The sequence below is a fragment of the Xanthomonas sp. NCPPB 1132 genome, assembly GCF_056629235.1.
Window position 1 is genome coordinate 3658360 of record NZ_CM152819.1, and the last position, 26665, is coordinate 3685024.

Genomic DNA, 26665 nt, shown 5'->3' on the forward strand with positions numbered 1-26665 from the left:
CTCCCGGTTGACGTCATGTTGGGTGTCAGTTGATCCAGCGGCGGCGCAAGAGCACGACTAAGTCCTGCACGATGCGCTGCGCGTCCATGGACAGCGCCTGCCTGACTTGATGGGGTGGCGAAAGAAAACTGGGCTCTTGGTGCTCACCCTGTCGCCAAGGCACTTGCATGCTGTTCGGGCTGGCGTCGTGCTCAGCGCGAGTCCTCCAAGCGCCGGCATGCTCTCCGATCAATCGCACTGCCGGCACCACGTGGGTAAGCCGTTCGGTAGGGTCAATCTGACCCAGAAGCCAAGCGGCATAGGCGATCGCCGCTTCGAGCTTCTCAGCGACGCTTTCTTCCAAGACGACCGATAGCCCCATGCCGCGCTCGGGAGGTGGCAAGGGCAAGCTCAGCAGAACATCCCCATTCGGCCAGAGCCGTATCGACGCCCCATCACTACGATGCCCTTCCTGGAACAAGACCAAGGCTTCGCCGTCCAATCGCGACTGCATCCCTAAGCTTCTATCGAAGATGGCTGGCCTTCCGAAGAGTGCTTGCTGTTGCATGGCCTCCAGAAGGGGCTGTGCTTCCATCTCGGCGGGGCGAAGCACTGTTGTGTCAGGTCCTGCCGCAACAGCCAGTTGCAAGACCGTGCCACTTTGCTGATAGCCGCGCTCGATCCGGGGGAAGAGCGCCAGTGCGCGATCGCGCAATCCTGTGGGATCGAGGGGCGCCACGGCCTGCGTCAGCTGGAACCGATGGATGGCGCGAGTTGCCTTTTGCCCCAGGTCATCCGCTGAGACAAAGCCATCCCAGAGCTGACCACCTTGCCAATTGCCGATTTCTCTAATGAAGTCTGCTTGATCCGGTTCGGCTTCCATGCCCGACTGCACGAACATCAAGAGTGGCTTACGGCCCCGGGCCTCATGCACCTCTTCGTGGGTTGCCGAGATGCCTCCTGCCTGCTTGGCGCCATAGCGCGGCCCAAGGACGAGGATGACAAGGTCTGCCTCGCGCACCCCATTGAGGCATGCGACCTGAGGGGAGCTTGCCCGCGCTCCGAAGTCCTCGGCCATGATGGCTTGATGACCGAGAACCTCGATGGCGTGCTTGACTGCCGCCCGCTCAGCTTCCATGCCAGAAATCAGTGAGCTGATGAACACCTTCATGCCGAACCTCCGTGCAGACAGCGGACGATATCCAAGTGGCAGCATCCCTCAGATGAAGGCTAGGCCTTCTGGGAAGTCAGATCCAAGCGACGCTCTGCCTTCTCGATCAGGGCCTGCTGGCGCTTGATGTAGGCCTCGCCCTTCCGAAGACGCACGATCATGCCCAACGGATAGACCACGCATCCATAGATCGAAAGGCCCAGCAACCCCAGGCCTGGCACGATCCACTTGGCGCCGCCCGTCATGAAGGCTAGCGGAGCAAGCATGATGGCAATACCTAAAATCCCAAAGCAGCAAAGAACTTGGATAAGCAAGAACTGCGTGACATGGAATTTGTCCTGGCCAAGATACTCGATCTTGCGAATTTCAGCCCGATTGATGGCGAGGCCAAGGCGATCGTTCCAAAAGATTGCCTTGCCGCAAGCCCAATGTGCTAGGTAAATCACCGGTGAAGCCACCACGCCGCCGATTACCGCTTTCGCCAACCAATTGTCCATAAGTCACCTGAGTAGCCAGAGGAATAGATGGAACGGCTTACTGCCACGTTTTTACCACCGAGCTAAAAGCCTTTCCCACGCATTAGTAAAGAGGGTGCCGATGATCACCGGCACCCTAAGGTCAAGTATTAGCTGGTATGACACGCATTTGCGCAGTAGTAACAGCCATTGATGCGATTTTGCGGCCAATTGGACCTTGCGTAAACCACGGCCTGGTGACAGCTGGTGTGAGACCCAAGATTGATCTGATTAGCCAACTGCGGCATGAAGGTGCACCCAGTGGTGGTGTTATGCACCTCGTGATCGCCGTTGGCTTGCGCGTTTTTGTTGACGATGAAGTTTGGCAAAGCGTTTCTCCGTAGATTGACAAGTTATTAGGAGGTCGGTGGCGCCAAAGCACCACCGACCGCTACTTACTTTTCCTTACGCACGCCTTTGAAAGGGAGCTTGTCCGCTTTGACATCCATGAAACGCCCAGTGCTGGTGTCGCGCTTGACGAAATTGCCTGCCGGGGTCTGGGTTTGCGACCGGTTGCGCACCGCGCCATTGCGGTGGCCGTCGCCTTTCGGTGGATTTGTAGCCATTGAAGTTCTCGGTAGTTGAGGAAGAAAGTACAGAGGCCGACAGGTCCTGACCCTTGAAGGCGGGGCAGCGATGCTGCCCCGCACATCACCCGACTAGATGTCGGGAACCCAGATCGGCCAAGCTTTCAAGCCCGCAGCAGAAGCGTGGAGCTTCTTGCCGTTCTTCAAGGTAATGACTGCCCGGAAGATGAGCTTGTAGCCAGGACGAGGGGGAGCGGTCGTCGTAGACACGGCCGTAGTCCTCTGGTAGAGGGCGCTCATCCGACAACTTCAAGACTGGTGTATTGACACTCTTTTGAAGAGAGCTATACTTTTACGGCTGTTTGCGAGGCAGCCAATCTCAAAGACCCCACCGGCCGAACGCCTTACAGGTGAGGTTTTTAGCTTCAGCAGTGACTTTCGAACACTGCATGTTGTGTTGAGAAAATTTATACCCCCTGTATCTAGGGCTCGACCTTCCGGTCGGGCCCTTTTGCTTTGGACTCTACCACGGATGCCGAGCAAAATGTGAACTGAGTCTCGGTTTTTATAGCGATATTTTTTGTTCGGTGTGGCGAATTTCAGGACGATCTTGCCTGCATCGTTCGCTCCTGTCAAAGCTTTTGTTCGGTATAGTGGCACTTGGCGCTGTGCCGGCCTCCAAGGAACCGTCTATGTCCACTATTTTTGGCAATAAAATCAAGAACCTAAGACGAGAAAAGGGGTTCACACTCGATTCGCTCGCTGAGGCTGCTGGCATGAGCAAGAGCTACTTGTGGGAGTTGGAGAACCGAGAGTCCCCTCGCCCGTCGGTTGAGAAGCTCGCCGCTCTCGCCAAGGCGCTTTCCATGGATGTGTCGTATTTTTTAGACGAGGAAGCGACAAGTCCTGAGGAGCGACATCTAGACCAGGCGTTCTTTAGGAACTACGGCGAGCTTGACGCGTCGGCCAAGGAGCAGATGCGTAGGATCATGGAAACCTTCAAGAAGTCTTGACCCTGCCAAGGATTGGCCGATGAACTCCGACGCGCTTACTCCCTCCAAGGCCGCTTACCGCCTGACGCATTTGCTCAACACGGTGTCAGCGGCGCATGGGGATCCTCGCTTTCCAGTTGACGTCGTTGCTCTGGCCAAGGGAGCAGCGGAGATCTTTCGATGGCGTGACGCGATCACCAATGTCGAATCGGCTGATATCAAGTCGTTTGAAGGCGCACTTTTCCCGAATGACACGCGTAGCAAGTGGATGCTGCTTTACAACCAGACATTGAAATCAGCTGGTCGCATCCGCTTCACGCAAGCTCACGAGCTTGGCCACTACCTGCTGCATCGACAAGACCGCATCGACGGCTTTCAGTGCGCCACGCAGGACATGGTGAGCCTGACAGAGCAAGAGGCGTCGATGGAAGCCCAGGCCAACGCCTTTGCGGCGACGCTGCTTATGCCCCTAGATGACTTCCGCCAAAGCACACAGGAAGGCGCCGACTTTGAGGTGCTCGCTCAGTGCGCCGATAAATATGGCGTATCACTGACTGCTGCTGCATTGCGCTGGATCGACCACACTGACCAATGCGCCCTGCTCATCTCACACACCGATGGCTTCATCAATTGGTCCATTTCGAGCCGATCAGCACGGGCTGGCGGCGCGTTTTTTCGTGCGCGGCAGAAGGCCATTGCTATTGGTGAGGACACTCTTGCTGCTAATAGTGAGATCGTGCACGAACGACTGGGTGTGGAGCTTCCTGCACGCGTTTGGTTCAAGCATGCAGAAGATGGGCTCAGTCTTAAAGAAATGAAGATCAGTGCGGACCAATTCGACTACACCCTAACGCTCTTGATCATGCCTAGGGGCTCAAGAGTCTGGGCGCCCTGGAAATACTGAGCACTCTTGACAAGCATCAATTTTAGCCTACCAAAGGATATTCGATGGAGGCCCGAAATGTTTTTCCCAAGCTTGCAAGACGCTAACGATACCATCGAGCCATTTGGCATGAGTCTGACCCGCGCTGGCGACGGGGTCGTTCTTGAAGGAGACACCAGCTGGCGAGCGTGGCGAGCAGGAAGCGAGTCTGCTCGATTTGAGACCTTAGGACACTTCTGGGCCGAGTGGACTTGGTATATCGCGTTTGCGCTCGAAAACGAACGGAAGAGATCACGCTTCATGGATGTCTTGATGGATGCGGATCTTGCAACGCAAGTTTCATTGCTTGACGCGCTACAAAGCTACGAAGGCCTTGCCGGGAAGAAAGGCGATTGTGTTCTAAGCTCACTTTTAGCCGGTCCAATCATAACGACAGAATGCATCCCATCTGACTGGTCTGATCGCTTGCTCCAATGCTTTCAAGATGAGGGCGAGGGCGCCGTTTTCGGTGGTGGGAAGCTTCTGCAAGCGATTGGTCGTCGTTACCCCGACGCGCTGCGCATCTATCGAGAGAGCTTGTAGCGTAGCTGGTAACTCGCTCCTCGGACGCGACAATGCTATGTTCGCTCTTTCAAATAGAGGTCTCCCCATGGGATCGAGCGATGGCATCTCTTCTAATACGACACCAACCGACCCCATGCACTTGGCGCTCCTTTGGACCATGCAGCGCATCAAGACTATTGCAGGCGTACAAGACTATGACGAGGAGAGCTACAGCACTGCTATCCTAAGCGGAACGGCGATAGCGGCTCCATTACTCGCTGCCTTTGAAGGTCAAACCTCGGGCACCAACGCGGATTTTCGATTTGGAACATTTCGGAAGAACGGCGGGGCCCAGACGCCATTGAGCGAAACCGCTACAGGGGCCGATTTTTGTCTCGTCATTGGCCATGATGACGAGTGCGCGAAAGTTGCCATTTTTCAGGCCAAGAAACTAGATCCTGCCGAAGATGAGCACCTTTTATCCGTGCGAAGGGGACCAGCGAAATCATCGAATGGCCATTACCAATTCACCATGTTGCTGGCTTTTACTTGCCGTTTAATGGCAAAGACTGGGATACCTTCATATAAGATATTTGACAAAGACCCGAATACACTCGCAGCAGCAAAACGACTTGTATCTTTGTCGAAAGAGCATATCAACGCACTCGTTGAAGAGATCAACTGGGTGCACTACATGGTCTATCACAATGGATCCGCAACGACTCTCCCACTTAACCATCTAGACGAGGCATGCTTTCTGAGCGAGGTCTACAAACTTCGTCAGTATTCGCATCGCCTAGGGGGACCGCGTTTAGGGTTCGTAGAGATCGTAAGTGGGGCGTTGCACGGAAGCACTGGGGGGTGGCTATTGGTTCCGCGCATGGTCATTAAAGCATTTTTGCCAGAGCTTATAGAAATGGGCGCTATTGTTGTTGTGGACGACAAAGGTGGCGTAGGGCTTACGCCGGACTTCGAGTGCATCAACCTAGCCTCTGTCCAGTCTTTTAATAGTATCCAGGCAAAACCGCAGGGCGCTACCGCCGTCAATGCCATGATCAGCAGGCCTCAAAGTGCGCCTAGAAACGGGATGTGATCAGAACCACACAGCGTAAACAGCGTAGATGCCCCGCGCGCGCTCGGACAAATATTCAACCTCCGAAGATGGCAACTAACACGCCAAATAGATTAACTCTGAAGCCACCGTACCGCTGGCTATCGCTTGCGTCAGCCAATTGGCCAAGAGTCATCCTGGGCAGTGATTTCAGCCGAGTTATGTCACACATCCTGCGACACCATCCGCCCATTTTTCATTGCCCCGGCTGAGTCAAAATGGGATTGCCTAACTGCCTTCTTAAGAATTATTAGATGAGGCAAGCACCACCCTATTTATCTGACGTTCATTTTATTTACGTGAGATTTCTCTCGCTTTATGCCCTTTTGTTACTTTTAAACACTACACGCGCATTGATGGTTTCAAGCTCATTTATACAGTCGCAATCATTGACGTATATAGCTCCTCGATAAAATCACTTATCAAAGTCAAAGTGAAAATTAAGGTGTTTGAACAGTAATTAGCGAGACCACCTTAGGCAATCATCAACGCGGAATTTCTGTCCTATTTTATCATTGACAGAAAATCCCCTCCCCTTATCAAACGTCTACCTCCTCATCATTGGATCGTAGATGCACTTCAAACACTCCCAACTTCATCAATATTTGCAACAGCCCAAAGGTCAGTTATCCATCCGAAGCATTCGCATCGGCAAAGTAGAATTCACAAATATCGTCGTTCAAGACCGGGCTGGCGCGCTTCACCTTCAAGATCTGGTCCAAGCAACCTACGACCATCATGAGAAGCTCCGCCGGCTTCGCCGATCCGGAACTCGATATCCCGAACCTCTACCCCTGGCCACTCCGGCGCGGCTCCTTTCTGAAGAGGTCGACGACTTCCTCAAAGACAAGGAGCGGCAGAACCTTCGCACCACCACGATCGAGGCCTATCGCCGCACGCTTGCCATCCTGCAACGTGTGAGTGGCGACACCTCCGTTGCCCGGATTGATCACACGCATATCTACCAGATGTGGGATCTGCTGCGCTGGGCACCCGAAGACTTCATGACCAACCCCAAGCATCAGTGGTTGAGCGTCGAAGCATTGATCGCCAAAGGTCAACGTCTGGGCCGGGCGCAGCCTGCCAATGCCACATTAGAACTGCACCGGCGCTTCCTCGCGTCCTTCTTCAACACCTTAGTCAAGGCGCGTGCCATCCCGCAGTCACCAATGGATGCGTTCAAGCCTGCCAGAGAAGAACTCCTGGCTGATCAGGACGAGCCCGAGCGTCTGCTCTCGCCAGAAGAGATCCAAAAGATCTTCAACCCCCAGACCTTCCTCCCTTGGGCCAAAAAATACCCGCATCGTTGGTGGTGCCCACTCATTGCCCTTTACACGGGCGCTCGGATCAATGAGATCGCGCAGCTCAAAGTGGCTGACATTGTCCAAGATCAAGGCGTGTGGTGCTTCTCGATACAGAAGACCGTTGACGAAGATCTCGCGCAAAGCGCGGGCAAGCGAAGCCGGCAGAGCCTCAAAGGCAAGAGCGCGATCCGCAAAGTGCCGATCCACGACGCCCTCATCCAGGCGGGCCTTCTCGACTTCCTGGCCGACATCAAGGCAAGTGGCCACAAGCGCCTCTTCCCCAACTTGTCTGCCGGCATTTGCCGCAAGACGGGTGAACCCAATGGTCGCTACAGCCAGGGCTTCGTCAACCAGTTTGCCGCTTACTTGAAGGGTTTAGGCTTTGGCAAAGGCATCGGATCGCATGCTTTCCGGCATACGCTTGCCACAGAACTCGACGCGAAGGGCGTGAGAGTTGAGCACATTGCATTGATCACAGGTCATGCCCTCAACAAGAAAGCGCCAGTTCTGCAGGACAACTATGTCCACAAATCAGCCGGCAACACTCGGAAGATCCAAGTCGAAGCGCTTGGCCACTATCAGCCCGCTGTGACGCTGCCGAGCTATGTGCGCGGGCAGTTCAGAGAGCGGCTGAGGAAGGGAGCGAAGGTGTATCCATGATCGCCTTTGCAAGATCCTGCCACCACTTAGCCCGAAAGGAAGACCATGTCGAGATTCGAGGTTCTAACGCTACTTATCGCCTTGCTTGCGGTAGTGCCAGCCGTGCTGGCCCTCGTTCGTCAAAGCGCGCAGCGCAAGCGGATGGATCAGTTGGAAGACGCGCAACTTCGCCAAAATCGTGCGACCGCCGCCTTGCATGAGAAGCAGCTAGAACTTCTGATTTCCAGCGATGCTGGTAGCAGATCAGCACACGTGAAGCTCGATCTTTACCGTGACAATAAGACCTACCGCTTCCGCGTGGCGAATGTAGGATCAGCACAAGCACGCAACGTGCAAGTCAAGATCCTTGCCGGGAAGGAAGAGCACGATCCCATTGCCGGGACAGATTACGACTCTAAGTTTCCTGCGCCCGTCTTGGAGCCTGGTTCTTCGATTTCGTTCTATGCCGCCATCTACCTTGATAGCCCATCCGCCTACAACGCACTCGTTACCTGGGAAGACCCGGGCGGCAAGAAGGCCGAGAACACCACCTACGTGGCGCTATGACCCCAGCGCTAGTTCTCTGACTTAGGAAGTCAAACAAAAAAAGCCCAGCGAAAGCTGGGCTTTTTCGGCCTTAAAGGCATTGGGTGCTGCACGGCCTCAAGGGCAATGACCCCAATGTAAGCCAGCAGGGAAGCGCTGTCAAGCCCTCCCCTTGCTCAGATAGCAAGGCGCCCAGCGAGTGCCGGGCGCCTTGGAACCACACAAGCTATAGGTATTGCACGGCCTCAAGGGCTATGCCGTCATCATACCACTGGCGCCAGGCCCCTTCAAGCGATAAATTCGTTAACCTCGGCTACTCCGCACTCGGTCCCCTACACCGCTTCCACGCATGGCTCAGCGGGGGCCAGCAAAGAGAGTCCGTTCAGAGAACGAATCATCGCGCGCTGAATGTCAGCAACCACTTCGCGGGGCAAGGCAACCTTACGAGCTTGACCGCCAGCATAGTAGCCATACAGCCGCTCCTTGCTGACATGAGTCATGCACTCAGCGATTGCCCAACGATCACGCCTGTCAAAGATATCTTCAGGGAACAGATGTTGACCAAGCGGCACATGAAAGCCACGGGTCACACAACCAGGATTTCCAGTCGACGAGATCGGTACGACCAGACAGCAGCCGTTGGGAAGCTTCCCATTAAGGACCACAGCAGGTCGACGCTTACGAATCTCGTTAAGAATAATACCATTGAATATCGGCGTAGGCCTTGGGTCCATGGTTTTGCCAAAGTCACACTCAACGATTTCGCCAACAATCGGGCTGTATTTCACCATGCCCAACTCCTTTCATCAAAATGGCATGGTCCAGCGGACTCATCCGTGTTCGGCGCGGAACAGCGCCATAGCAGCTGACAATTGTTTTGCTTGACTCTGGTCCAAAACACAACGATTCAAGTCCAGTTCGATCTCAAATGCCGAAAACCGCTCATTGTATTGAGCCTTAACATTATGGTGGCGGAAAAACTCGACGTATTCGTTAACAGTGCCGCCATGCATGCGCTGGCGTCCTGTAATGTTTTTCACATCATCAGCAGAAAGTGTGTAACGAAAATGCATGTCGCCCGAGTAGGCCACGCGCTGCACACTTGTTTCAATAAATGATTCTAAGGCCCGCCGCAGGAAAAGCATGTCAGAAGCTTGAAGGGCCATGGGGTGGTCGCTGTGCTAGGGTAACGAAGCACATGCTACACCACTCTAACTTAGTCCGCAATAGGCAGCTACAAATTCGTTATTGAACGCTTCTTTTGTAATTGTAACGTCCTTATGGAAGCATTGCGGCACAGACTGTTGCGGTAAACGGCCTTCATCAGGTCCGAACACTGTCTCGTGGTGACGGGGAAATTCGACGGGTGACGCCATGAAGGTCGTGATCAGGTGCGCCTGAGGAACCGAGCATCCTCTGCGCGGAAGCGGACATGGACGCGCATCCGTCGCCCTGCTTCACATCGTCCGAGTTGGCGCTGCCTGCTCTTGCGCTTGCTTCTGGGTCATCTCCACCTGCTGCTGACGCACTTGGTCCTGCTTGATGACCTCCGCCTGCTGCAGACTCTGCTCGGCTGGCTGCTGGGCTGCTTCCCGTCCGTCTACACGGGCATGGAAGAACGGGGATTTGTCGCCAAACGGCGCGTAGACCGCCAGCACGTTCTCAGCTCCGTCCTTACCCAGAGCGCCATTCACCCGGTCCACCCGCTTGATCAGAGGATCCTCTGCTTGCTGCTTGTAAAGCGCCGCTGAGACATTGCGGCTTTCTTCCTCGTTCCAGTTCCCGGTGCCCTTTACCCAGGAATGGATCGTCTGGTAGGTCGCATGGTCTGGGTGAGCGGGGTTGTCGGCCAGCAATGGACCAGGCGGTGCCTTTTCCTGCGCCGGCTCGGCTTCCTGCTCTTTACTGCGGGTTGGCGCGGTCACCGAGACCGTCGCCAGCGTTGGCACATGCGCCATGGCGGGCTGGCTGAGTTCGGCCTTGGCCTGACGCAACTCCTCAGGCGTGGTCAATGCGACTTGATGGGCCACGCCATCTTGCCCGACCCGGTAGTGCACGATCGGGCTGTCGTAGCCGTATTGCCCCTGCTCGTTCGGCTTTAGCTGCTGCATCGTCGGACCAGTGAGGCCTTCGGCTTCTTTCGTGCGCTCAGTGGCGAGTTTGACCGCCTCTAAGTTGTTTTCCTGAGCATTGAGGTCCACGCCTGCAGCGCGGTAGCGATGCAAAAGCTCGTTGTGCTCCATCTGCTCAGCGGTGGGCGCAGGACGAGCCTCAATGGCCGCCAAGGTCTCCTGCGCGCTTTCCAGTGAGGGTTGGCGCATCTGATTGGTGAGTTCCAACTCCACCGCCAGGTTGCCGATGGCCACCCCGTCCTTCCCAAGCCACTGCCCGGCCTCATTGCGCTGGTAGGTCTGACCATCGTGACCTTGCACCTGGTCCTGCTTGGCACGAGCACTTTCCACGGCGGCAGGAACGCCGACCCGTAGTCCTGCCCGCGCTGAGCAGCATGGCTCTCCTAAAACTGAGAGAGATCACCCGCACCTATTACGTTCCTGAGATTAAGGCCTTTTACCTTTACAAAGCCTAGCAGCCCTATTGCCAATGCCTCACTCTGACGGGAAAGACAGACGCCAATCTCCGGTGAAGCATCGTAACGAGCGTCTATACCCCTAATTTCGACAAAACCAGCGTGCTCAAGTATTGCCAGTTCATCACGCAGGTCCGGCCCTCTGAATTCCCGCTTAACCTTATCATAGAGCAGGTGGATCCAACTATCATCGAAGTGCGCCGAATACTTCGACTCCCGCCGTTCAATTAGGGACACGAGGAATTCTCGCGAGACACGTGGGAGACGCGCAAGTTCGGCGCCCAAAACTTTCAGCCCACACTCTATCTCCGCGTGATCGACCTCCTGCACTTTGACGCCCCCCTCGGCAGCCGTGAACTCGACAAAGGCCGCGCCATTGCCTATCGCGGGCTCAATCCTCGGCTCCCACTGACCGTAACCATTGCTCGGGTAATCACCATTTTCGTCTGGTATCTCAAGTTCCACGCGCACTTTCGCGGAGTTCCTTCTAACCAAACGGTGCAAATCCGCGAGCCTGTCAATTTCCAGATCGATGACCTTGTGGGCAAGTGTGTCCATATCCCAAATATTGGCAACCGTAAAGTTTACCGGACCTGTCAATTTTTCGTCCAAGGCGTAAGTGCTTTGTTTCCCACCAATGGAAAGCACAAAAAACTCTGTATATATCGACTTTATATCCGGGGTAAGCCCCGAAAGTGTGGAGTTCACCTTGCTCGCGTTTGCAGCGGAACTAATCTGGACCGCCAACTTTTTATTGCGATCTCCCAAATCGAGAGCGGGTGCATTTGGGATATCCTTATTCAGATTTTCGAAATTAGCCCCCAATAAACAGTTGAGAACGTCCCTAAAATAGTTTTCACAGAACACTGATAGGTCGGTAAGGCCAAGCTTATTGCGCACCTTAACCTGAGCAGCGATTGAAGCGAACTCATCTACAATCTCGCCAATATACAATCCTCGACTAATCATCAATCAACGCCCCAAATAGATTACACACAAAGTTGCCACAGCTGGCTATCAAAGCTGCAACTCCATAAGAACGCAGGAGCGCTTCTTTTTCCTATACAGACATTACGGCAATCGCCCGCAACTTGGGCAGACAAAGTGGCGAGTGTTCCGCCCCTCTCACCGACGCCTGCCGCGCCAGAGGCATCAGCGCTTTGCCGGGTGCCACCCTGCCCGTATGGCCTCCTCAGGGCTACAGAACATGTGCTCGCCACGGCTCAGGTCGATGCTGGTGCGCTCGTAGTCCGGTTGGCCAGGCACGTGGTAGATCTTCTTGCCCTGGCGGGAGATGTTGCCCTTGATGCGACATCCGCTGGACACCGGCGGCGTGGCTACCTGAGCCTGGTGAGTCGCCTGCTCGCGCTTGCCGCGCCGGTAGTCGGCGGGCATCTGGAAGGGTCCCTGCCAGAGGTTGCGCCGATGCTGCTTCGCGTCGGCTTCGTCGGCAATGAACGCTGTGGCGTATTGCCGATACGCCACCGCCCAGCCCGAGTGCACCATCCAGCGGTTGACGGATTGCCCCTGGACGAAGCACTCCGCGACTACCCTGCCATAGCGATCCGTGTCCTTGGGTTGGCAACGAACGGTCTTGTCCAACAGGTAGCCGTCCAGCGCTGCGGCGGACCGTCGGCCACAGGGCCAAGAATGCCCATCCTGTGTGCTGCATTGCTGCGTGCTCTCCGGGGCGTCGATGCCCCATAGGCGGATCCGCTTTTTCGCTATGGTGAGCGTGTCGCCGTCTGTGACGGTCGCGCGCCCAACCAGCTCTGCGGCTCCCACTGACGATGCGGCGAGCACAAAAACCAAAAACACCAAAGCTCTGAACACCTACACCACTTCCTTTCGAGACTGCCCTGGATTTGGTGCCAGGTCGCAATGAACCAGGCACTTTAGCGGGAAGGCGCAAAGAGAGGGAGGGCTATGCCCACCCCCTGCTTGCCAGGCTGGTGTGCTGGTGGCCGCCGATGATCAGGTGGTCGAGGACTCGGATATCAAAGAGGCGCAGCGCTTGCTTCAACCGCTCCGTGACCTGGCGGTCGGCGTCGCTGGGCTCCGGGTTGCCGCTCGGATGGTTGTGGAAGAGGATGACGGCGGCCGCGTTGAGATCCAGGGCTCGCTTGGCGACGACTCGGCTGTGGACTTCGCAGCCGTCGATGGTGCCGTTGAAGAGGTGCTCGGTTGCCAAGATGTGGTGCTTCGTATCCAGGAAGACGACGCCGAAGACTTCATGAGGCAGATGGGCGCAGCGGGCGACCAAGTAGCTCCCGGCGTGGATGGGGTTGTGGATCCGGCCTTGCCTCTGGAGACGCTGTTCCAGAATGATGGCTGCTGCGAGCAGGATGCCCTCCTCGTCCATCTGGAGTTGGTATTGGGCCGTGCGGTCCTGGGCGGTGCGCTTCATCGGTTCTTCTCCACCAGCGCGTTATGCGCCTCGTGGGAACCGGCAGGCGAAGCATTAGGCTCGACCGCACCCGGGAGTGAGCACCGCTGGCGGCGCGCAGCGAAGGGCCGCAACAAAGCAATAGCGGCGAGAAGGAGGCTCGTCCTTGCGGTCGGGACAGCGAAGCTAAGGTCCCTTTCAGAGGCCCAGCGCTGGTGCTGCAAGCAACCCATCGCTCAACGATTTCTATCAAGGCATGACGCATAACCATTTGAGCGTCCTGCGGCCGAAAGAGAAACACGGCGCAGACATCGTCGATCCAGACTATGGCAAGATCGGCTTCCCAGGGGAAACTGGGCAACGCTGGTTTCATCCCTGTGCTCTCTGCTCTCCACCTTGAGGTCAACCGCCTGCTTGCGGGCATGGCACCTGCCGCGTTCCTTGAGCACGCAACGGGTCTGAGCCATATGACGTTTCGCCGAGGCCGTGGTTACGCAGCTCTTATGGCCAAGCGCGAACAAGTGGAAGCGCATGCTGATTCGCTAAGGCTGCAAACGCTCCAGAAGCGTGGCATTACCGATGTCGAGATCAAAGGGTTCAAGGAAAACATGCCCAAGGGGCACTCAGCGATCATGCTCTATGGCATGGGATTGCTCGACGAACGCAGCGCGCCCGCAACGCGCGAGTTGGTTGCCATGCTTGACGCGTCAGACGAACGGCTCTGCCGGTTGGCGGATACAGACACCCCTGGCTTTCTTGCCGAAGTTGGACCTGAGTCCGAACTGGGGCCTGCCTACTGCGCGCCGTTGGCAGTGGCAGGTATCCGTGGCCCCGTGTTAGATCAAACGGCCCCTCAGCGGACTACGGTCGACCTTGCCCTAACCCGACGCGCCCATATGGCGCTTTCTTTTTTGGCGGCGGTAGACCATGAAATAGGGCACTGGATCGCCCGAGCGAAGTTGCCAGATGCCATGGCTGGCCTTCCTAGATTTGGTGTGCTGCTGGCACGCCCTGGGCCGCCTAGCCGGCGTCGCCATACTCCGGCTGACCCTGCCGCGCGGCTCGTGGATTTCATCGGCGCAGTTGGCCAATACGAGCGCACAGGTGACTGGCCGGAACGGCCGCTCACCATTGCCGAGATGGGCGCTCAGACCGAACTGTCCGGGAAAAGATTAGGCGTGGGCGATCGGTTCATCCGACGATTGCGAAGCGGCAAGGATCCGCTGTCCCGCGCAGCATTCAGGACGTTGGTTCACACCCAGCTCTGGACGCCCAAAGCGAAGCCCGCCGACCTTGACGACTCGGCGGACTTGCTCGAGCCCTACTTGATTGCGGCTCTCCTGTTGCGCCTGCTTATGCCTGACCACCCCACCGCCATAGGCCACCTGGACCGCACCGGCTGGCGAGAGGCCTATCTGGGATGGTGGGAGCGGCACAGGCACCGGTATCCAGCTCCGGCTCCGCCAAGAGGCGTCCTGCTCCCTTCTTGGTTGATTGCCCCCTGATCAACGCTTCGGAGGTGCATTGCTACGGTTGCCGCCCGATGGCACACCGGGCTTGGTGGACGGCCATCCGCCCGCGCCTCCTTGACCACGCCGTTGCCTGGCTCCGGGATCGCCCTTGGAACTAACCCCGCGGGTATCTCCACTTGCACCACCATTGCCCTTTGCCATGTCGCTTTCCTCAGTGACCGCACATGCGGCAGGAAAAGCTTGAACAACGACGCAGACTGCTTAAGCCCCAAAATTTCACAAAACTTGGCGGTGGCAACATCGGCCCAGATTGGTTCACCGGTCGGTAAAGGGAAGTTAGGCTCAACACGCTTTGCCGGCTGCTGGCTTGCTGGTGCCGTGAGCCTCCGCTTACCGAGAGTGCTCATACCTACGGCGTTCAAGTTCATCGCCTCTGGTGCGCATCTCAGCCTTGGATTGCAAAGCTGTGGGACACTCAGGCCATCTTCGGAGCCACCCCTGCCATGCAAATCGAACCACGAAAAGCTGCCCGGACCTTTTGGATGAGAGTGGAAGCACTTGCAGCACTGATGGCCCTATCACTTGCCGGGTGCGCGGCAGGTGGCTCAGTCGCAAGCCGCCCCATTGAAGGCCCTGTTCGCCTGGGAGAGATTGCGGCGGTTGATGGTCCCAGGGTCCGTCCTGATCGCGTCATTGAAGACAGCCGCTGCCCGGCCGACGTTCAATGCATCCAGGCCGGCAGGCTAGTCGTTAGGGCGACCGTGCTTGGCGGCGGCTGGTCCAAGGAGATGGACCTTACGCTGGGCACCCCGGTCCCAGTTGCCGATGGCATGTTGACGCTGACCGATGCTACGCCCGCGCCGATCAGTGGGGAGAGTGCCGCATCCGCCGTCCGCTTCACCTTCAAGTTTCAGGGTGGCCGTTAGGTCTTACGTATAACGCACAAGAAGGGTAAGGCCCAGGAAAAGCCGGACTAATCCCACCTATCCGATTGAGTATTCACTGCCTTTAATCTTCTGCAGGTAGGCCCGAGTGCCAGACAAAGCTAGGTTCGCTGGGGTGGTTTGCAAGCGAAAGGCACGATCACGATTGGCATCGCCCGAGTCACAATAGGCGGTGACGAAGTCATAGCCCTCCTTCCCATGAAACCGGAAGCGATCTCCTTCTACGCATTTCAACAATGCCCCCGGAAAACACTCCAGCACTTTGCGCCTTCCAAACTTGACGGTCAGTGTTGGCGGTCCATCTTCATCGAATACCACTTCGTATGAGTTGGCTTCAATCTCAAGTAGCTCGGACAGGTGATGGATGGTTCCGTAGCCATCGTTTTCCACTTGGCCACACATGATCGCCATGCGAGCGACGGCCGGAAAATGTTCCCACCGCCAGTTCTGAATCCGGTGGGGGTAAGGAAACCACCGCTTCTCTAGGCACTCAGGGACGAGCGCGTGAAGCTTTTTAGCATTGAATCGCGGGCTCCGGGAAACGATGGATCCGGCTTGAGCAACCAGGCCAGAGATCTGCTCTAGATCGAGCCTCTCGCCTTTCAAGCGTTCGTTTGAGATGCCATGTGCTTTGAACGCTTCTTCCGAGGAGAGCTTGTCAACCTCTTGGTAACCGGTATAAGCAGCTGAAGGAAAAGCTTTGCCGTCTTCCCCCTTCTCCACCAATACGCACATGATGTGAATGATCGGATCGTTACGGGTGACACCTGTTGTATCTGCCTCGACAAGCAGCACGGGGAAATCGATGGGCTTGTTCCTTGCCATTGCTCAAATGTCCCTGAGGTTACTCGTGTGGGTGCATTCGAGCCTACATCCTACAACTCGTTGGGCGCGCTTTTTTTCGTTGGGTGAACCACTCAGCATAGGGCGTGTTTTTCACCATGTGTCGGTTCCAGTCGGGCTCTCCATTGGTCCACCAAGCTGGGCCCCGTTCGCCCAATCCCCTCTTCGCGCTGTCTACTGTTCGGCGAGCGGTTGCCAGAGCGTCGGCATCCCCGGAGGCCTTAGCTGCCTTGACGGCCCGGCGGGCGTCCATCAGCTCGTTGACCAGGCGTTGCTTCTCCTGCTCCCCCAGGCCAGGATTGGCAGTTCGCCATAGCCTGTCTCGGATGATGAGGTAGCGGCCGTCTGGGGTGATCACAGTATCCATGGGATAAAGGTATGGGACTGGTGGTGACGGAGCCGGTAGGCCGCTGGAAACCAGCGCCCCACCTCGCTATCGGTCTACAACAGAAAACTAGCACCAGCCACCTGCCTACACGCTCCTCCTTCGGACCAAGTTACACCGCAGTGGCACCCGAGAGTTGTTGTCTCGGCCACACATGAATTCACAATCTGTAGGGTAGTGCACCTGCCCAGGCGCCGCTAGCATGCAGATGTCATCCACGGCCGCCAAGGAGCCACCTGCCCCACCGCGATCCTATCCACGAACAATACGCTCCGCATGGACCACGCCATCTTCCAAGGATTTGCGCTATGGCCAAAAAAGGCAGTAAGGACGTCTCCTCGCCGGAAAAGACGAAAAAGCAGCCCAAGAAGCAAAACGACACCAAACAGCTGGAGAAAGAACTCGCAGCCCCGTCACCCGGCAGGCTCACAGACGCTACTACCACGGTTGGCCGGGTCACCCAGGCACTTGAGGCCGGCGTGGACGTGACCAACTCGGTGGTCGAACTGAAGAACACCGTGATGAACCTGTACAGCGCGTTCGAAGGAGCCGCCGAGTTTTGCGATCGGCACAGGACGCTTGAGCTGCTAGTCGTCAACGGCACCCAACAGCGCCTGATCTGGGAAGAGAGCTTCTTCGACTCGGGAACAACGTTCGCCGGCCCGACCCCGATGAATATCATGCCGATCGCAGAACAGTCGCTCACCGGCGCATCGCTCTGGGCTGTCGCAAACAGCAAGAAGTCGATCTTGACGGGCGTGTCGGGCGCGGGCAAGTGGCGCATCGAAGGCAGCGATTTAGCTCTGGCGATCGGCTTCACCAACCCTCAGATAGGTGCAACAAAGAGCGCGATCGGCATCGTCGGACGCAATGCGCCAGTGCGGGTGGCCTACGATGCCTGCGAGGATGCGAACGCCAAGCAATACAGCGCCCTGGGCTACGTAGTGGGGGTATACGCTGACCATGAGAAGGCAGGCGGCCAGCGGCGCTTCGTCTACTGCATTGCCGAGGCTGCCAATGCGCAGCAGTCAAATCTTGGCGAGCGCCTGCAATGCGGCGAAAGCATGCCCCCTGGCGGGTTCTTACTCTCACGCAATGGTCGCTACGTGGCAATCCACGAGATCAATGGAGGGTTGGCCGTCTACGACCTCCATGGACTTCACAAAGCCGTCTGGCGCAGCCCTACGGGCCAAACCAAAAATACACGGTGTGCACTGAGCGGAGAGGGGCTTTTTTCGGTCCGTGATGCGGAAGGACGCATCTTATGGGTTGCGCCATGGAATGCTCCCGCCGGCAGCGTGCGAGTGACAGACGAGGGAGCGCTCGTGCTGCGAGACGCCAACCACCAAGCGCTGTGGTCGTCGAGGTGAACGATGGCAACGGCGAAAGCCATCGCCACCTAGAAGCCTGCAAACACACCCGCTTCGAGGCAATTCCTAACACTGCAGCGTGCGGACCAAGCAAGCAGGAGCACGCGCTTGCTCCATGTCTCAATCAGCCGGCTCCAAACCCAAAGCACCAAAGCCTCTCTCCTTTTGCACAAGCTTGTTCGAGGGCGCTTTGCATCGCACCTCACAAAACGCCAGCGTCGCAGGTGACTCTCTGATCTAACTCAAAAGCGCACGCTACGAGATGAGTTCATCATTACTGGCTCTGACGCACCGCTTTGCGCAACTCTCTTGCGCTCGTTGGATTGAAGCTCTCTGTGCTGCTTCGCTGCATCAACTCTGGCAATCGCCTCATCAAGCTTGGCTTCAAGCTCTTCATCTGCGATTAGGTCCCGCACATGATCTAAGTTCACTCGGCGAACCAACACATCCGCCACCTCATCATGACCCTTTCGAAGCGCTGCAACCAAGCCACCCTCCGGATAGCAGGCCTTGTTCGCGAACTCCAAAACGGACTTAACGATTGATGCATTGCCAGCGCTTGCCGCAGTCAGCATTGCTCTCCGACCAAAGTCGCGTGGTGCATGACCTGTTCTGACGATCGCCCAAAGTATCGTCCGCACCAGCTCTTCATAGCCTTTGGCAGCAGCGGCGTTAAGCCCCAACGAGAAGGTGTCTTCGGGGTCAGGAAGGCCAGCTTCGATCAGGAACTCAACGACTTCAGCACGATTGTTCTTCGCCGCCTCCTCAACGCCATATTGCGCGCAAAGAATTTTGGACGAGAACGGCAGCAGATGCTTGACCACATCCAAGTGGCCTTCACTGCAAGCAGCAAGGATCGCGCGGCTGCCGGCTGCTTTGGCATCCGAGCACAACAGCAACTGGAAAACGACATCGGCGTGGCCGTTGAGCGCTGCTACAAACAAGGCTTGGGAGTCGCCTTGCAGCGGATTACAATCTTTGAGCAGGAGCTTGACGCACTCCACATGGCCGTGCCTGGCAGCAAGCACCAATGCCTCGTCATCCTCTGCATCGCAAAACGCCATAAGCTGCTCGACCGCTCGCAGTGATCCTGCCCTAGCAGCCACATCAAGCGGATAGACCTCAAATGACTTTGACAGCAGTGGCACCAGTTGATCAACCAAGCCTTCTTTGTCGCTCGTGATCGCCACATCAATGGCGTAGCGTGCCGCAGCATCAGCATCATCCTGAGCCTCACAAAGTGACTGCACATACGCCTCGCTTCCCTGCTTCACCCCCTGTCTAATCCTCTTTTTAATTGCCTGATCCATTTCATCTCCTTCCCTCCAATCTAAGGCCATCACGCCTTTCGTCAAGATCGAGCGTGCCAGCATCAGTTGATTAGACAGGCCGAAATGGGATTTACAGATCGTCGATGTTAGGAACTCCATCCTCGTAGTCGCACGCAATGAGCGCGCCGGTCTCATCTTCGACACGGTGGATCTCGGGAGCGCTGAACCACTCTTCGAAATTGAAGTCGCTGTTCGCAATTTTGTTGACATCGCATTGAGCGAGCGCTTCCTGCGGCGAGCTTGCTTCGACTGTCATGTAGTGGGCGACTTGGACAGTCGCATTGATCTCGATGATGTATTTCATCTTGCTCTCCGTGTTTGGCAACGCGCCAAGCGTCGGAACGCAATCTATGCATCGGGCACAGATCGCTACAGGACCAAATCGTCCCGGATCGCTGAACAAGCGTTCATCTCGCCGCCGGTCGTCCTGGCGGCGAGATCCATCAGGCAGTCAATGCGCCTTAGGGCGACCGACCGCGCTGAGCGGGGGTTGTGCCTTCGTCCAGTTCTTGGCGATCGAGCAATGCCATCCGGGCTGCATGGACCGTAGTCAGATGCAACCGGTAGGCGTTTCGCCAGCGCCTCTTCTCAGAGCTTGATTGCCAGGGTAGCGCCAAGGCTTGATCGATGGTCAGAGCCAGGATCGTTGCTCCCTGCTCGAAAGCTTCTTCAATCGCACTCATATCGACCCCCGTGATCCCGGCATGCGAGATCACACTCTTGATCTTGCCAGCCGACTCGCGGATCACGATGAAGGGAATGCCCTGTCCCGTTCGCCCAAACTTTCCCGAGATGGGCTCCTGGATCTGCTCGCGAGCTTTGGTGACTTGGGCATACCACCTCAACAAGTCCACCTTGGTGATGGATCTTGGCCTGCTGTTGCTCATGGCAAAGGGATTGCCGTGCTCTCGTTTGATCTTGTCGAATTGGCGTCTTGGGATGCTGAGGTAAAACTCGGCCATCGGCTGCGTGAAGCGCGTCGTGCCCGGGGATCGGTCGAGCATCTTGCGCAGACTGAGGAAGTCTCGGGCATTGATGATGGCGTGGCGCTGATCACGCCCAGCGATGACTTCAAGTGCTGCTCGAAGGAACCCTTCCTCAAAGCTGTCGGCCTTGCTGACATTGGTCATCGTCTCTCCCAGCATTCGCACGCATGATGGCCACACAAAGCTATATTCCGGCGCCATCTCGCAACCACGATACTCAAAATTTCTCACCCAGACTTCATTCCCAACTTGCCTTCCAAATCCCACTTCGGCCGGGCTAACAAGTGAGTTGGCAAGACATCTATTCACCTTGCATCAGTTAAATGGATCGACCTGTAGACAAATGCTGGTCAGTCCGTTGTGCAGACCGTGATGGGGGTCTAGAGTCTGGTGGCTGATCGCCATCTTGGCGAAGCAATGGCTTACCGAATGGATGGAGCCACCATATCGGTTTCACGATGCTCGGCTCCGCTCCCTCATGGATTAGAGAGTTAGAGAGTATGCGTAAATCTATTTTGGCAATTTCGTTCCTGGCCGCTATCGCTGCAACCAGTGCCCATGCAAGCGGAGCCAGCAACCAACTCAACAGCGCGGACGTGATCCAAGGCATGGGCGAGCGTGTGCCCGTTGGCAAAAAGAATGTCAGCTTGTCCCCGTTGTTTAAAGTCTACACCTTCGAAAAGGCGGGTCTGAAATTCGTTCAGATCAACTCATTGAAAGATGAAGTGATCACTGTCATGACCGCTACGCCGGGAGTTGATGCGGTTCTCCCCATCGGCACAGCTTCGGAACAGCAGTTGATTGCAGTCAACGACGAAAAGAACCAGCCGATGGGCATGGTGACGGCTTCCGCCAGTTGCCCTTGCAATGCGACTATTGTTTACCGCGACGCGATCACCACTATCGTGGTGGTCTATGACAAGGATGGAAATTTCATCACGTCTTACAAGATCCCTACGCCCAAAACTGCGCCGCCGCAGTAAAACGAACGCCGAGACTGACCGCGCATAGGCCACCGAGAGGTGGCCTATGCTGTTTCGGGAGACACTGCGCCGCATGATTGGTCTGGCGCCAGATCGCTCCAACGAAAATCGATCGAGCATCCAACGTGGCCCCCAGTTCTGAACGCGTGTGCGCCCTTGTGCCACCGAGAATACATTCCTCCTCCCGAATGAACCAACATGGTCGCTTCAAGATGCGAGCGCCCAACCAAGACCTCGGTAGGTTCTAACCCTGACATTAGACCAGTGAACTACACCAACCACGCCTATCTACTGTGGACACTCGTAGACAGAATCTAGTGCGGGCATTTCCTCTATCAATTACTATTGAAATATGACCTTACCTACTTACGATGAAGCGCTGTCACTTGTCACCGATAGAGGCCCGGTATCAATTCTATTAGGAAACGGCTTTTCAAGAGCCTGCCGAGATAACATTTTTAACTACGCCAATCTCTATAATTCAGCTGAATTCGGCGAAAGTGAGAAAACGCTACGCGGGCTTTTTCAGGATTTGGATACCTACGACTTCGAGGCCGTTGCGCGGAGCCTAACAACGGCTTCGACGGTTGTTCGAGCTTACCACCCACAAAGCCCGCTCTTGGATGGATTTCAGCAGGACCTTAGCAAGCTCAAAGAAGCACTTATAGATGTGATCTCGCGAACTCATCCAAGTCGACCAGACTTTATTTCTGATAACGAGTATCTTAGCGCACGGATCTTCCTTTCTCGATTCGATCAGGTCTTCACGCTCAACTACGATTTTCTTCTTTACTGGGCGCGTTTACGCCAAACACCAGGTCAACAATGGAAAACAGATGATGGATTCAGATGGGGACGTTGGAGTGATGGAAACACAATGCAGAATGTCCACTTTCTTCATGGCGCACTCCACATCACAGACGGGCAAATTCACATCGACAAACTTCACTACGCCGAACGTTACCCACTCATCAACCAAGTCCGTGAATCACTTGAAGAGGGCAAGTTCCCGCTCTTTGTTTCCGAGCCAAGCGCAAAAAAGAAACTTCAAAAAATCGTCCGAAACCCCTATCTGAAAGCCTGCTACACAGCACTAGGCAAGATAAGGGGAACACTTGTTATTTTGGGTCACTCATTGGACGACAATGACAGTCACATTTTCGAGAAAATCCGTGGGAGCGCAGTGTCTTCGGTGCTGGTGAGCATTTACGGAGACGAGAACTCTGACAGCAATCGACGCGTGAAAGCCAACGCGACAGCCTTCATGGGTAAACAAGAATGCGATGTCTCCTTTTTTGATGCTTCCACTGCCAACCCTTGGCAATCTTTCCGACCCGACATTGCAGGTCGCACTGCCTAGTTAGCGTCAAACAAGGTGCTCCCGTCAGTTCAACACACACTGAAGAAATATCCTCCTTCTCTTTTGGCGTCCTTTCTACTTAGTTGCATTATTCCGGAGAACTTGTGGCTCGGAACACTGACTTCATTGCTGCCGAATCCACGTCTGGCTGGCTTGCCCAATTCCCGCCCGACGAGCAAGTCATTTTGGTTGAAATGCTGCGCCGCATGCTTTTGGTTTCAAGCGACGAGTTTGTCAATGGGCTCCACAACTTGGCGTTAGCACGATTAGCGGAACTCCCAGCGCTCGCTCCAGTTGGGCTCTATGCCGAGCGAGAGGTCCGCAAGCACCCAAAGACAAAGATGGCGCTACCACTTTTTAAGCAAACTCGGGGCAAGATCAGGAGGGCGATCTCTACTTTTCGAGCCATTGACCCTGTGCTGACCTGGGTGCCAGGAGTCGGCAGTGAGGGGATCATTGCTCAGCTTATTACTGAGCTTTACCGTAGTGAGCGAAGGTTCCTCAATCATCCTAACCCTGGCCAAATTCGAAAAAATAATATGCGTCGCTTCATTGTCATGACCGACTTCATCGGAAGCGGCGAGCAGATGGAGCATTTCTTGAATGCTGCTTGGTCGACTTGGTCAGTGCGAAGCTGGCACTCATCCAGAGCACGAAAAGGAATCACATTTGAGGTCATTGCCTACTCAGCAACTGACACGGGCAGACAACGCGTTGAAGCACATAAGTGCAACCCTAAGGTCTCCTTGGTAGTTCCTTGTCCGACGATTGCTTCTTCGTTTTCAGGAAACGAAGCGGAAGAAATTCGTCAACTCTGCATTGATCGAGATCCCGGCAATCACGACGCCACCGAGGCCTTGGGCTTTGGAGGAACGGGGGCACTTATCGCGTTTGCGCATGGCGCACCAAATAATGTGCCGCGCATCTTCATAGAGGCATCCAAACGAAAGCCTATTCAATTCCCGCTGTTCCCGAAGCGCGTCACCGCTGCTGCTAGATCTACATTTTCCAGCACCCTGACCACCAAGGCCGATATTGACGAAGCCTTGGTAAGAATAGGACATGAACGCTTTGCCTGTTCTGGTATGACAGCTGGGGTCTCGCTCCCAGCAGCTAAACGCCTACTGGTGCTAGCGGCGCTGAGGTCGCGTAAAAGGCAGATAGAAGTCATTGCGGGACGAACATCGCTCACCATTCCGGAAGTTCAGTCCGCGATAGAGGCGTTGCTAGATCTTAAATGGATTACAAGCGAGCATCGCCTTACGGAGCAGGGCCAAAGAGAACTTCGCAAACATCCGATTTCTAGACAGAAACCAACAGTTCCCCCAGAGCCAAAAAACGACTACTATCCTAGACAGTTGAGGGCGCCAGTCTAGACATCTAGCGCTGACGCGTTTGTCGGAGCGCAGCTTACTGCGTCTCTTTGAAGTAGCACCCGCTTTGCCGCTGACGCATCACGCCTCCTGCCGCTACGCGGGCGGCTCGGGGTCTTACCTCAGGATGCGCGATCCATCACCAGAAGCAGGTCAAAGTAGATGTCGGACTGGCGTCCTCAACTTTATCGAAAGCATGCACCCCCCGGGCAGGCTCCGTCCGTGGTCGAAGCGGCAATCCAAGTTGCTTCAATTACACGGCAAGCCAATGCCAAGCTACCGCCTATATTCTCTCTTCGTCATCTAGCACATTACACATCTATTAATTACAACGTTCTCAGAGCGGCAGTTTCGCGCTCTAAAAATGAGCCTTATCGCTCTTTCAGAATTCAAAAGCGCTCCAAAATCGGCCAGAAGCGCTACCGCAACATCAGCGTCCCTAGCCCTGCCCTAATGACCGTACAGCGCTGGATAAACAAACGCATTCTTCAAAAGTGCGAAGTTGACAGCGCCAGTGTCGCCTTTCTTGAAAAATCTACGCTCGTAGAGGCTACGACACTTCATTGCCAAAGTCGGTGGCTCATCAAGATTGATGTGCGCAACTTCTTTGACTCCATTAATGAAATAAGTGTCTATCGTGTTTTTAGGCGCTTAGGCTACCAAGCGCTTGTCGCTTTTGAGCTTACCAGGCTCTGCACGCGAATAAGTCGCGGCCGCTACAGAAAAAACTGGGTGAACTTCCGTTTAAAGAGCAATGACACTCTACAGGCTTTTGACGACGAAAAGCCTATTTGGATTTCAAGCACGGTCATAAAAAGCTATGACGCGTTTCATCAAGGCTACTTGCCACAGGGAGCGCCAACAAGCCCAATGTTATCAAATTTGGTCATGAAGTCCTTTGATGAGAAGCTTCGCGAACTTGCGAAGAAGAAGGGCTTTTTTTATAGCCGCTATGCTGATGACATCACGCTCTCAACAGACGCAATATCTTCTCGCGCTACATGCATTGAACTGATGAGGGCGGTCTACCAGCTTCTTCATTGCGAAGGGCTTCACCCCAACGCGGCCAAGATGCGTATTGTGCCGCCCGGCGCCAAAAAGATCGTGCTTGGCTTGCTCGTTAATGGTCCAGAACCGCGCCTAACGCGCGAGTTCCGATTGCGCTTACGCCAGCACATATTTTTCTTGGAAAAGCCTAATGGCCCCGTCAACCACGCTCAAAAGCGGGGTTTTGCGTCGGTTTCAGGACTTCGTCACTACCTGCAAGGGTTGGCGGCTTATGCGGCCCAGATAGAACCAAGTTATGGCAAACAGATTCAACAACGTTTAGCTGGCATTCCCTGGCCATCCTGAGCAGCCCAACAGCGTGTCCATGGCGATTTGATGGCTGCATGTTGACAATTTTCATCTTCGCGAGCTAGTTCACACCTTAGCCAATTTGCGGTTGACCCGCTTAGCGTGCTGTTAGATACATGTCGCAACCGCGTGCCACTCCGTGGCAAAGGGGCGCGGTTGTCGTATCTCCCATCACACCGGCACCGAGCCGGTTTCGGCTGTCTGCTCCACCTCCGTCAACTCGCGCGTCTCTCAACAGGCACGGCCCTTGTCAGTGCGTGCTGGGTTCGTGCGGCCTGCCCAACCACATGGAGAAGTGCTATGCGATTCCGGATCTTCCTCGCCGTCTTCCTGTTCACCACTGCCAGCGCAGCAGCGCAGGCCCAGGTCGTCACGCTCAACAAGGGTGGCTTCATCCTGACTTACGACTGCACCGAGCACACGGCCACACGATACGAATACTCGCTCAACGCCGACACCGGGTCTGCCGCGCGTCCGTCCGACTTCAAGCTCGACACGACGCTTCCGAGCGGCTGTGGCGGCCAGACGTCGACCAAGTCTTATGCGAGCGTTCGCTCGGGCTACGATCGCGGCCACTTGGTCACGTCCAACCACATGGACTACAACTCGACCTACATCGTTCGCGCCAATTTGATGTCGAACATCGTGCCTCAGGTATCGGGCTTTAACCAGGGAATTTGGGTGAGCGCGGAGAACGTCGCCGAGTGCTACCGCGATATCCGGCCAGTGAAGGTCTACGGCGGGGTGGTGTTCGGCGACACTTCGAACGACTACTTCCTGTCCAGCCACGGCATCCGCACGCCGGAATACTTTTGGAAGACGATCATCACCACGGACCCAAGCACGGGCGCTGAGAAGGCCATCAGCTGGATCATCCCGAACCAGACCGGCCTGGGCAGCCTCGACGACTACATCGTGTCGATCGCTGACCTGGAAGAACTGATCGGCGCCAGCAATGTCGGCATCACCGCATCGTCTGCTGTCAAGAACATGCTGCCTGCGACAACGTGGGCACTGCCGAGCAATTGCGATCTGAGCTGATGGCCTTACCGGCAAGCCCAAGGTTCAAGCGAGCCCTG

General features: G+C 55.7%; 26 protein-coding genes and 1 pseudogene. 14 read left to right on the plus strand and 13 right to left on the minus strand.

Going from position 1 to position 26665, the window contains the following annotated elements; genetic code table 11:
• Nucleotides 1-25: 25 nt before the first annotated feature.
• Together AC1G9L_RS15605 and AC1G9L_RS15610 are read right to left on the minus strand one after the other, a co-directional pair.
• Nucleotides 26-1150, minus strand: coding sequence for a DUF4062 domain-containing protein (locus AC1G9L_RS15605; protein ID WP_019799217.1), 1125 nt, complete (start codon nucleotides 1148-1150; stop codon nucleotides 26-28).
• Nucleotides 1151-1209: 59 nt separating this feature from the next.
• Nucleotides 1210-1647, minus strand: coding sequence for a hypothetical protein (locus tag AC1G9L_RS15610; protein WP_019799216.1), 438 nt, complete (start codon nucleotides 1645-1647; stop codon nucleotides 1210-1212).
• Nucleotides 1648-2884: 1237 nt separating this feature from the next.
• Between AC1G9L_RS15610 and AC1G9L_RS15615 the strand changes: the two genes are divergently transcribed.
• The 6 genes from AC1G9L_RS15615 to AC1G9L_RS15640 all read left to right on the plus strand — a co-directional run bounded on the left by AC1G9L_RS15615 (nucleotide 2885) and on the right by AC1G9L_RS15640 (nucleotide 8231).
• Nucleotides 2885-3205: a helix-turn-helix domain-containing protein gene (locus AC1G9L_RS15615; protein WP_022558645.1), complete on the plus strand. Its 321-nt coding sequence runs from the start codon at nucleotides 2885-2887 to the stop codon at nucleotides 3203-3205.
• A 19-nt stretch (nucleotides 3206-3224) separates the two neighbouring features.
• Complete coding sequence (locus AC1G9L_RS15620; RefSeq protein ID WP_019799214.1) at nucleotides 3225-4088, plus strand: ImmA/IrrE family metallo-endopeptidase; 864 nt, start codon at nucleotides 3225-3227, stop codon at nucleotides 4086-4088.
• A gap of 108 nt (nucleotides 4089-4196) precedes the next feature.
• Nucleotides 4197-4649, plus strand: coding sequence for a hypothetical protein (locus AC1G9L_RS15625; RefSeq protein WP_209248999.1), 453 nt, complete (start codon nucleotides 4197-4199; stop codon nucleotides 4647-4649).
• Between the two features lie 67 nt (nucleotides 4650-4716).
• Nucleotides 4717-5703: a hypothetical protein gene (locus AC1G9L_RS15630; RefSeq protein ID WP_481069454.1), complete on the plus strand. Its 987-nt coding sequence runs from the start codon at nucleotides 4717-4719 to the stop codon at nucleotides 5701-5703.
• A gap of 590 nt (nucleotides 5704-6293) precedes the next feature.
• Nucleotides 6294-7685, plus strand: coding sequence for a tyrosine-type recombinase/integrase (locus AC1G9L_RS15635; protein WP_019799213.1), 1392 nt, complete (start codon nucleotides 6294-6296; stop codon nucleotides 7683-7685).
• A 45-nt stretch (nucleotides 7686-7730) separates the two neighbouring features.
• Entirely contained in the window at nucleotides 7731-8231 is a 501-nt protein-coding gene (locus tag AC1G9L_RS15640) for a hypothetical protein (RefSeq protein WP_481069455.1), read from the plus strand.
• Between the two features lie 311 nt (nucleotides 8232-8542).
• Here AC1G9L_RS15640 and AC1G9L_RS15645 read toward each other — a convergent pair whose 3' ends face one another.
• The 6 genes and pseudogenes from AC1G9L_RS15645 to AC1G9L_RS15670 form a co-directional block, all read right to left on the minus strand.
• On the minus strand, nucleotides 8543-9001 hold the full coding sequence (locus AC1G9L_RS15645; protein ID WP_481069456.1) for a type II toxin-antitoxin system PemK/MazF family toxin: 459 nt from the start codon (nucleotides 8999-9001) through the stop codon (nucleotides 8543-8545).
• Nucleotides 9002-9040: 39 nt separating this feature from the next.
• Complete coding sequence (locus tag AC1G9L_RS15650) at nucleotides 9041-9376, minus strand: hypothetical protein (protein ID WP_267109197.1); 336 nt, start codon at nucleotides 9374-9376, stop codon at nucleotides 9041-9043.
• Nucleotides 9377-9667: 291 nt separating this feature from the next.
• Nucleotides 9668-10725: pseudogene (locus AC1G9L_RS15655) on the minus strand (XVIPCD domain-containing protein); the annotation flags it as partial.
• The gene (locus AC1G9L_RS15660) at nucleotides 10726-11751 is read right to left on the minus strand and encodes an SMEK domain-containing protein (RefSeq protein WP_481069457.1); all 1026 of its coding nucleotides are present in this window, start codon (nucleotides 11749-11751) and stop codon (nucleotides 10726-10728) included.
• A 198-nt stretch (nucleotides 11752-11949) separates the two neighbouring features.
• The gene (locus tag AC1G9L_RS15665; protein WP_019799393.1) at nucleotides 11950-12630 is read right to left on the minus strand and encodes a thermonuclease family protein; all 681 of its coding nucleotides are present in this window, start codon (nucleotides 12628-12630) and stop codon (nucleotides 11950-11952) included.
• A gap of 91 nt (nucleotides 12631-12721) precedes the next feature.
• A complete protein-coding gene (locus tag AC1G9L_RS15670; protein ID WP_019799392.1) occupies nucleotides 12722-13204 on the minus strand; it encodes a RadC family protein in 483 nt (160 codons plus the stop codon).
• A gap of 482 nt (nucleotides 13205-13686) precedes the next feature.
• On the opposite strand from AC1G9L_RS15670, the gene AC1G9L_RS15675 reads away from it, so the two are divergent.
• Both AC1G9L_RS15675 and AC1G9L_RS15680 read left to right on the plus strand, forming a co-directional pair.
• Nucleotides 13687-14688 carry a hypothetical protein gene (locus tag AC1G9L_RS15675; protein WP_481069458.1) on the plus strand — a complete coding sequence of 334 codons (1002 nt, stop codon included), beginning with the start codon at nucleotides 13687-13689 and terminating at the stop codon, nucleotides 14686-14688.
• A 509-nt stretch (nucleotides 14689-15197) separates the two neighbouring features.
• Nucleotides 15198-15581, plus strand: coding sequence for a hypothetical protein (locus AC1G9L_RS15680; protein ID WP_481071158.1), 384 nt, complete (start codon nucleotides 15198-15200; stop codon nucleotides 15579-15581).
• Nucleotides 15582-15638: 57 nt separating this feature from the next.
• On the opposite strand, the gene AC1G9L_RS15685 is transcribed toward AC1G9L_RS15680, so the two are convergent.
• Nucleotides 15639-16424, minus strand: a complete 786-nt coding sequence (locus tag AC1G9L_RS15685; RefSeq protein ID WP_481069459.1) for a hypothetical protein — start codon at nucleotides 16422-16424, stop codon at nucleotides 15639-15641.
• A gap of 43 nt (nucleotides 16425-16467) precedes the next feature.
• On the minus strand, nucleotides 16468-16809 hold the full coding sequence (locus AC1G9L_RS15690) for a hypothetical protein (protein WP_481069460.1): 342 nt from the start codon (nucleotides 16807-16809) through the stop codon (nucleotides 16468-16470).
• Nucleotides 16810-17135: 326 nt separating this feature from the next.
• Between AC1G9L_RS15690 and AC1G9L_RS15695 the strand changes: the two genes are divergently transcribed.
• Nucleotides 17136-18197, plus strand: coding sequence for a hypothetical protein (locus AC1G9L_RS15695; RefSeq protein WP_019799389.1), 1062 nt, complete (start codon nucleotides 17136-17138; stop codon nucleotides 18195-18197).
• A gap of 242 nt (nucleotides 18198-18439) precedes the next feature.
• On the opposite strand, the gene AC1G9L_RS15700 is transcribed toward AC1G9L_RS15695, so the two are convergent.
• The 3 genes from AC1G9L_RS15700 to AC1G9L_RS15710 all read right to left on the minus strand — a co-directional run bounded on the left by AC1G9L_RS15700 (nucleotide 18440) and on the right by AC1G9L_RS15710 (nucleotide 20658).
• Complete coding sequence (locus tag AC1G9L_RS15700; protein WP_481071160.1) at nucleotides 18440-19507, minus strand: ankyrin repeat domain-containing protein; 1068 nt, start codon at nucleotides 19505-19507, stop codon at nucleotides 18440-18442.
• 91 nt (nucleotides 19508-19598) lie between these two features.
• Entirely contained in the window at nucleotides 19599-19832 is a 234-nt protein-coding gene (locus tag AC1G9L_RS15705) for a hypothetical protein (protein ID WP_481069461.1), read from the minus strand.
• A gap of 157 nt (nucleotides 19833-19989) precedes the next feature.
• Entirely contained in the window at nucleotides 19990-20658 is a 669-nt protein-coding gene (locus AC1G9L_RS15710; RefSeq protein ID WP_481069462.1) for a hypothetical protein, read from the minus strand.
• A gap of 314 nt (nucleotides 20659-20972) precedes the next feature.
• Between AC1G9L_RS15710 and AC1G9L_RS15715 the strand changes: the two genes are divergently transcribed.
• From AC1G9L_RS15715 to AC1G9L_RS15735, 5 genes are all read left to right on the plus strand, one after another.
• Nucleotides 20973-21497 (plus strand): hypothetical protein, encoded by a 525-nt coding sequence (locus AC1G9L_RS15715; protein ID WP_481069463.1) that lies wholly within the window; start codon nucleotides 20973-20975, stop codon nucleotides 21495-21497.
• Nucleotides 21498-21849: 352 nt separating this feature from the next.
• Nucleotides 21850-22857 (plus strand): DUF4917 family protein, encoded by a 1008-nt coding sequence (locus tag AC1G9L_RS15720; protein ID WP_481069464.1) that lies wholly within the window; start codon nucleotides 21850-21852, stop codon nucleotides 22855-22857.
• 104 nt (nucleotides 22858-22961) lie between these two features.
• Nucleotides 22962-24233 (plus strand): phosphoribosyltransferase-like protein, encoded by a 1272-nt coding sequence (locus AC1G9L_RS15725; RefSeq protein ID WP_481069465.1) that lies wholly within the window; start codon nucleotides 22962-22964, stop codon nucleotides 24231-24233.
• Nucleotides 24234-24392: 159 nt separating this feature from the next.
• On the plus strand, nucleotides 24393-25583 hold the full coding sequence (locus AC1G9L_RS15730; protein WP_481069466.1) for a reverse transcriptase family protein: 1191 nt from the start codon (nucleotides 24393-24395) through the stop codon (nucleotides 25581-25583).
• Between the two features lie 303 nt (nucleotides 25584-25886).
• Nucleotides 25887-26627, plus strand: coding sequence for a DNA/RNA non-specific endonuclease (locus AC1G9L_RS15735; protein WP_019799384.1), 741 nt, complete (start codon nucleotides 25887-25889; stop codon nucleotides 26625-26627).
• Nucleotides 26628-26665 lie beyond the last annotated feature (38 nt).

Bases quoted from the DNA above. Each gene is read 5' to 3' on its own strand.
- AC1G9L_RS15605 (WP_019799217.1), bottom strand. From the start codon at position 1,150: ATGAAGGTGTTCATCAGCTCACTGATTTCTGGCATGGAAGCTGAGCGG.
- AC1G9L_RS15610 (WP_019799216.1), bottom strand. From the start codon at position 1,647: ATGGACAATTGGTTGGCGAAAGCGGTAATCGGCGGCGTGGTGGCTTCA.
- AC1G9L_RS15615 (WP_022558645.1), top strand. From the start codon at position 2,885: ATGTCCACTATTTTTGGCAATAAAATCAAGAACCTAAGACGAGAAAAG.
- AC1G9L_RS15620 (WP_019799214.1), top strand. From the start codon at position 3,225: ATGAACTCCGACGCGCTTACTCCCTCCAAGGCCGCTTACCGCCTGACG.
- AC1G9L_RS15625 (WP_209248999.1), top strand. From the start codon at position 4,197: ATGAGTCTGACCCGCGCTGGCGACGGGGTCGTTCTTGAAGGAGACACC.
- AC1G9L_RS15630 (WP_481069454.1), top strand. From the start codon at position 4,717: ATGGGATCGAGCGATGGCATCTCTTCTAATACGACACCAACCGACCCC.
- AC1G9L_RS15635 (WP_019799213.1), top strand. From the start codon at position 6,294: ATGCACTTCAAACACTCCCAACTTCATCAATATTTGCAACAGCCCAAA.
- AC1G9L_RS15640 (WP_481069455.1), top strand. From the start codon at position 7,731: ATGTCGAGATTCGAGGTTCTAACGCTACTTATCGCCTTGCTTGCGGTA.
- AC1G9L_RS15645 (WP_481069456.1), bottom strand. From the start codon at position 9,001: ATGGTGAAATACAGCCCGATTGTTGGCGAAATCGTTGAGTGTGACTTT.
- AC1G9L_RS15650 (WP_267109197.1), bottom strand. From the start codon at position 9,376: ATGGCCCTTCAAGCTTCTGACATGCTTTTCCTGCGGCGGGCCTTAGAA.
- AC1G9L_RS15670 (WP_019799392.1), bottom strand. From the start codon at position 13,204: ATGAAGCGCACCGCCCAGGACCGCACGGCCCAATACCAACTCCAGATG.
- AC1G9L_RS15675 (WP_481069458.1), top strand. From the start codon at position 13,687: ATGGCCAAGCGCGAACAAGTGGAAGCGCATGCTGATTCGCTAAGGCTG.
- AC1G9L_RS15680 (WP_481071158.1), top strand. From the start codon at position 15,198: ATGAGAGTGGAAGCACTTGCAGCACTGATGGCCCTATCACTTGCCGGG.
- AC1G9L_RS15685 (WP_481069459.1), bottom strand. From the start codon at position 16,424: ATGGCAAGGAACAAGCCCATCGATTTCCCCGTGCTGCTTGTCGAGGCA.
- AC1G9L_RS15690 (WP_481069460.1), bottom strand. From the start codon at position 16,809: ATGGATACTGTGATCACCCCAGACGGCCGCTACCTCATCATCCGAGAC.
- AC1G9L_RS15695 (WP_019799389.1), top strand. From the start codon at position 17,136: ATGGCCAAAAAAGGCAGTAAGGACGTCTCCTCGCCGGAAAAGACGAAA.
- AC1G9L_RS15700 (WP_481071160.1), bottom strand. From the start codon at position 19,507: ATGGATCAGGCAATTAAAAAGAGGATTAGACAGGGGGTGAAGCAGGGA.
- AC1G9L_RS15705 (WP_481069461.1), bottom strand. From the start codon at position 19,832: ATGAAATACATCATCGAGATCAATGCGACTGTCCAAGTCGCCCACTAC.
- AC1G9L_RS15710 (WP_481069462.1), bottom strand. From the start codon at position 20,658: ATGACCAATGTCAGCAAGGCCGACAGCTTTGAGGAAGGGTTCCTTCGA.
- AC1G9L_RS15715 (WP_481069463.1), top strand. From the start codon at position 20,973: ATGCTCGGCTCCGCTCCCTCATGGATTAGAGAGTTAGAGAGTATGCGT.
- AC1G9L_RS15720 (WP_481069464.1), top strand. From the start codon at position 21,850: ATGACCTTACCTACTTACGATGAAGCGCTGTCACTTGTCACCGATAGA.
- AC1G9L_RS15730 (WP_481069466.1), top strand. From the start codon at position 24,393: ATGTCGGACTGGCGTCCTCAACTTTATCGAAAGCATGCACCCCCCGGG.
- AC1G9L_RS15735 (WP_019799384.1), top strand. From the start codon at position 25,887: ATGCGATTCCGGATCTTCCTCGCCGTCTTCCTGTTCACCACTGCCAGC.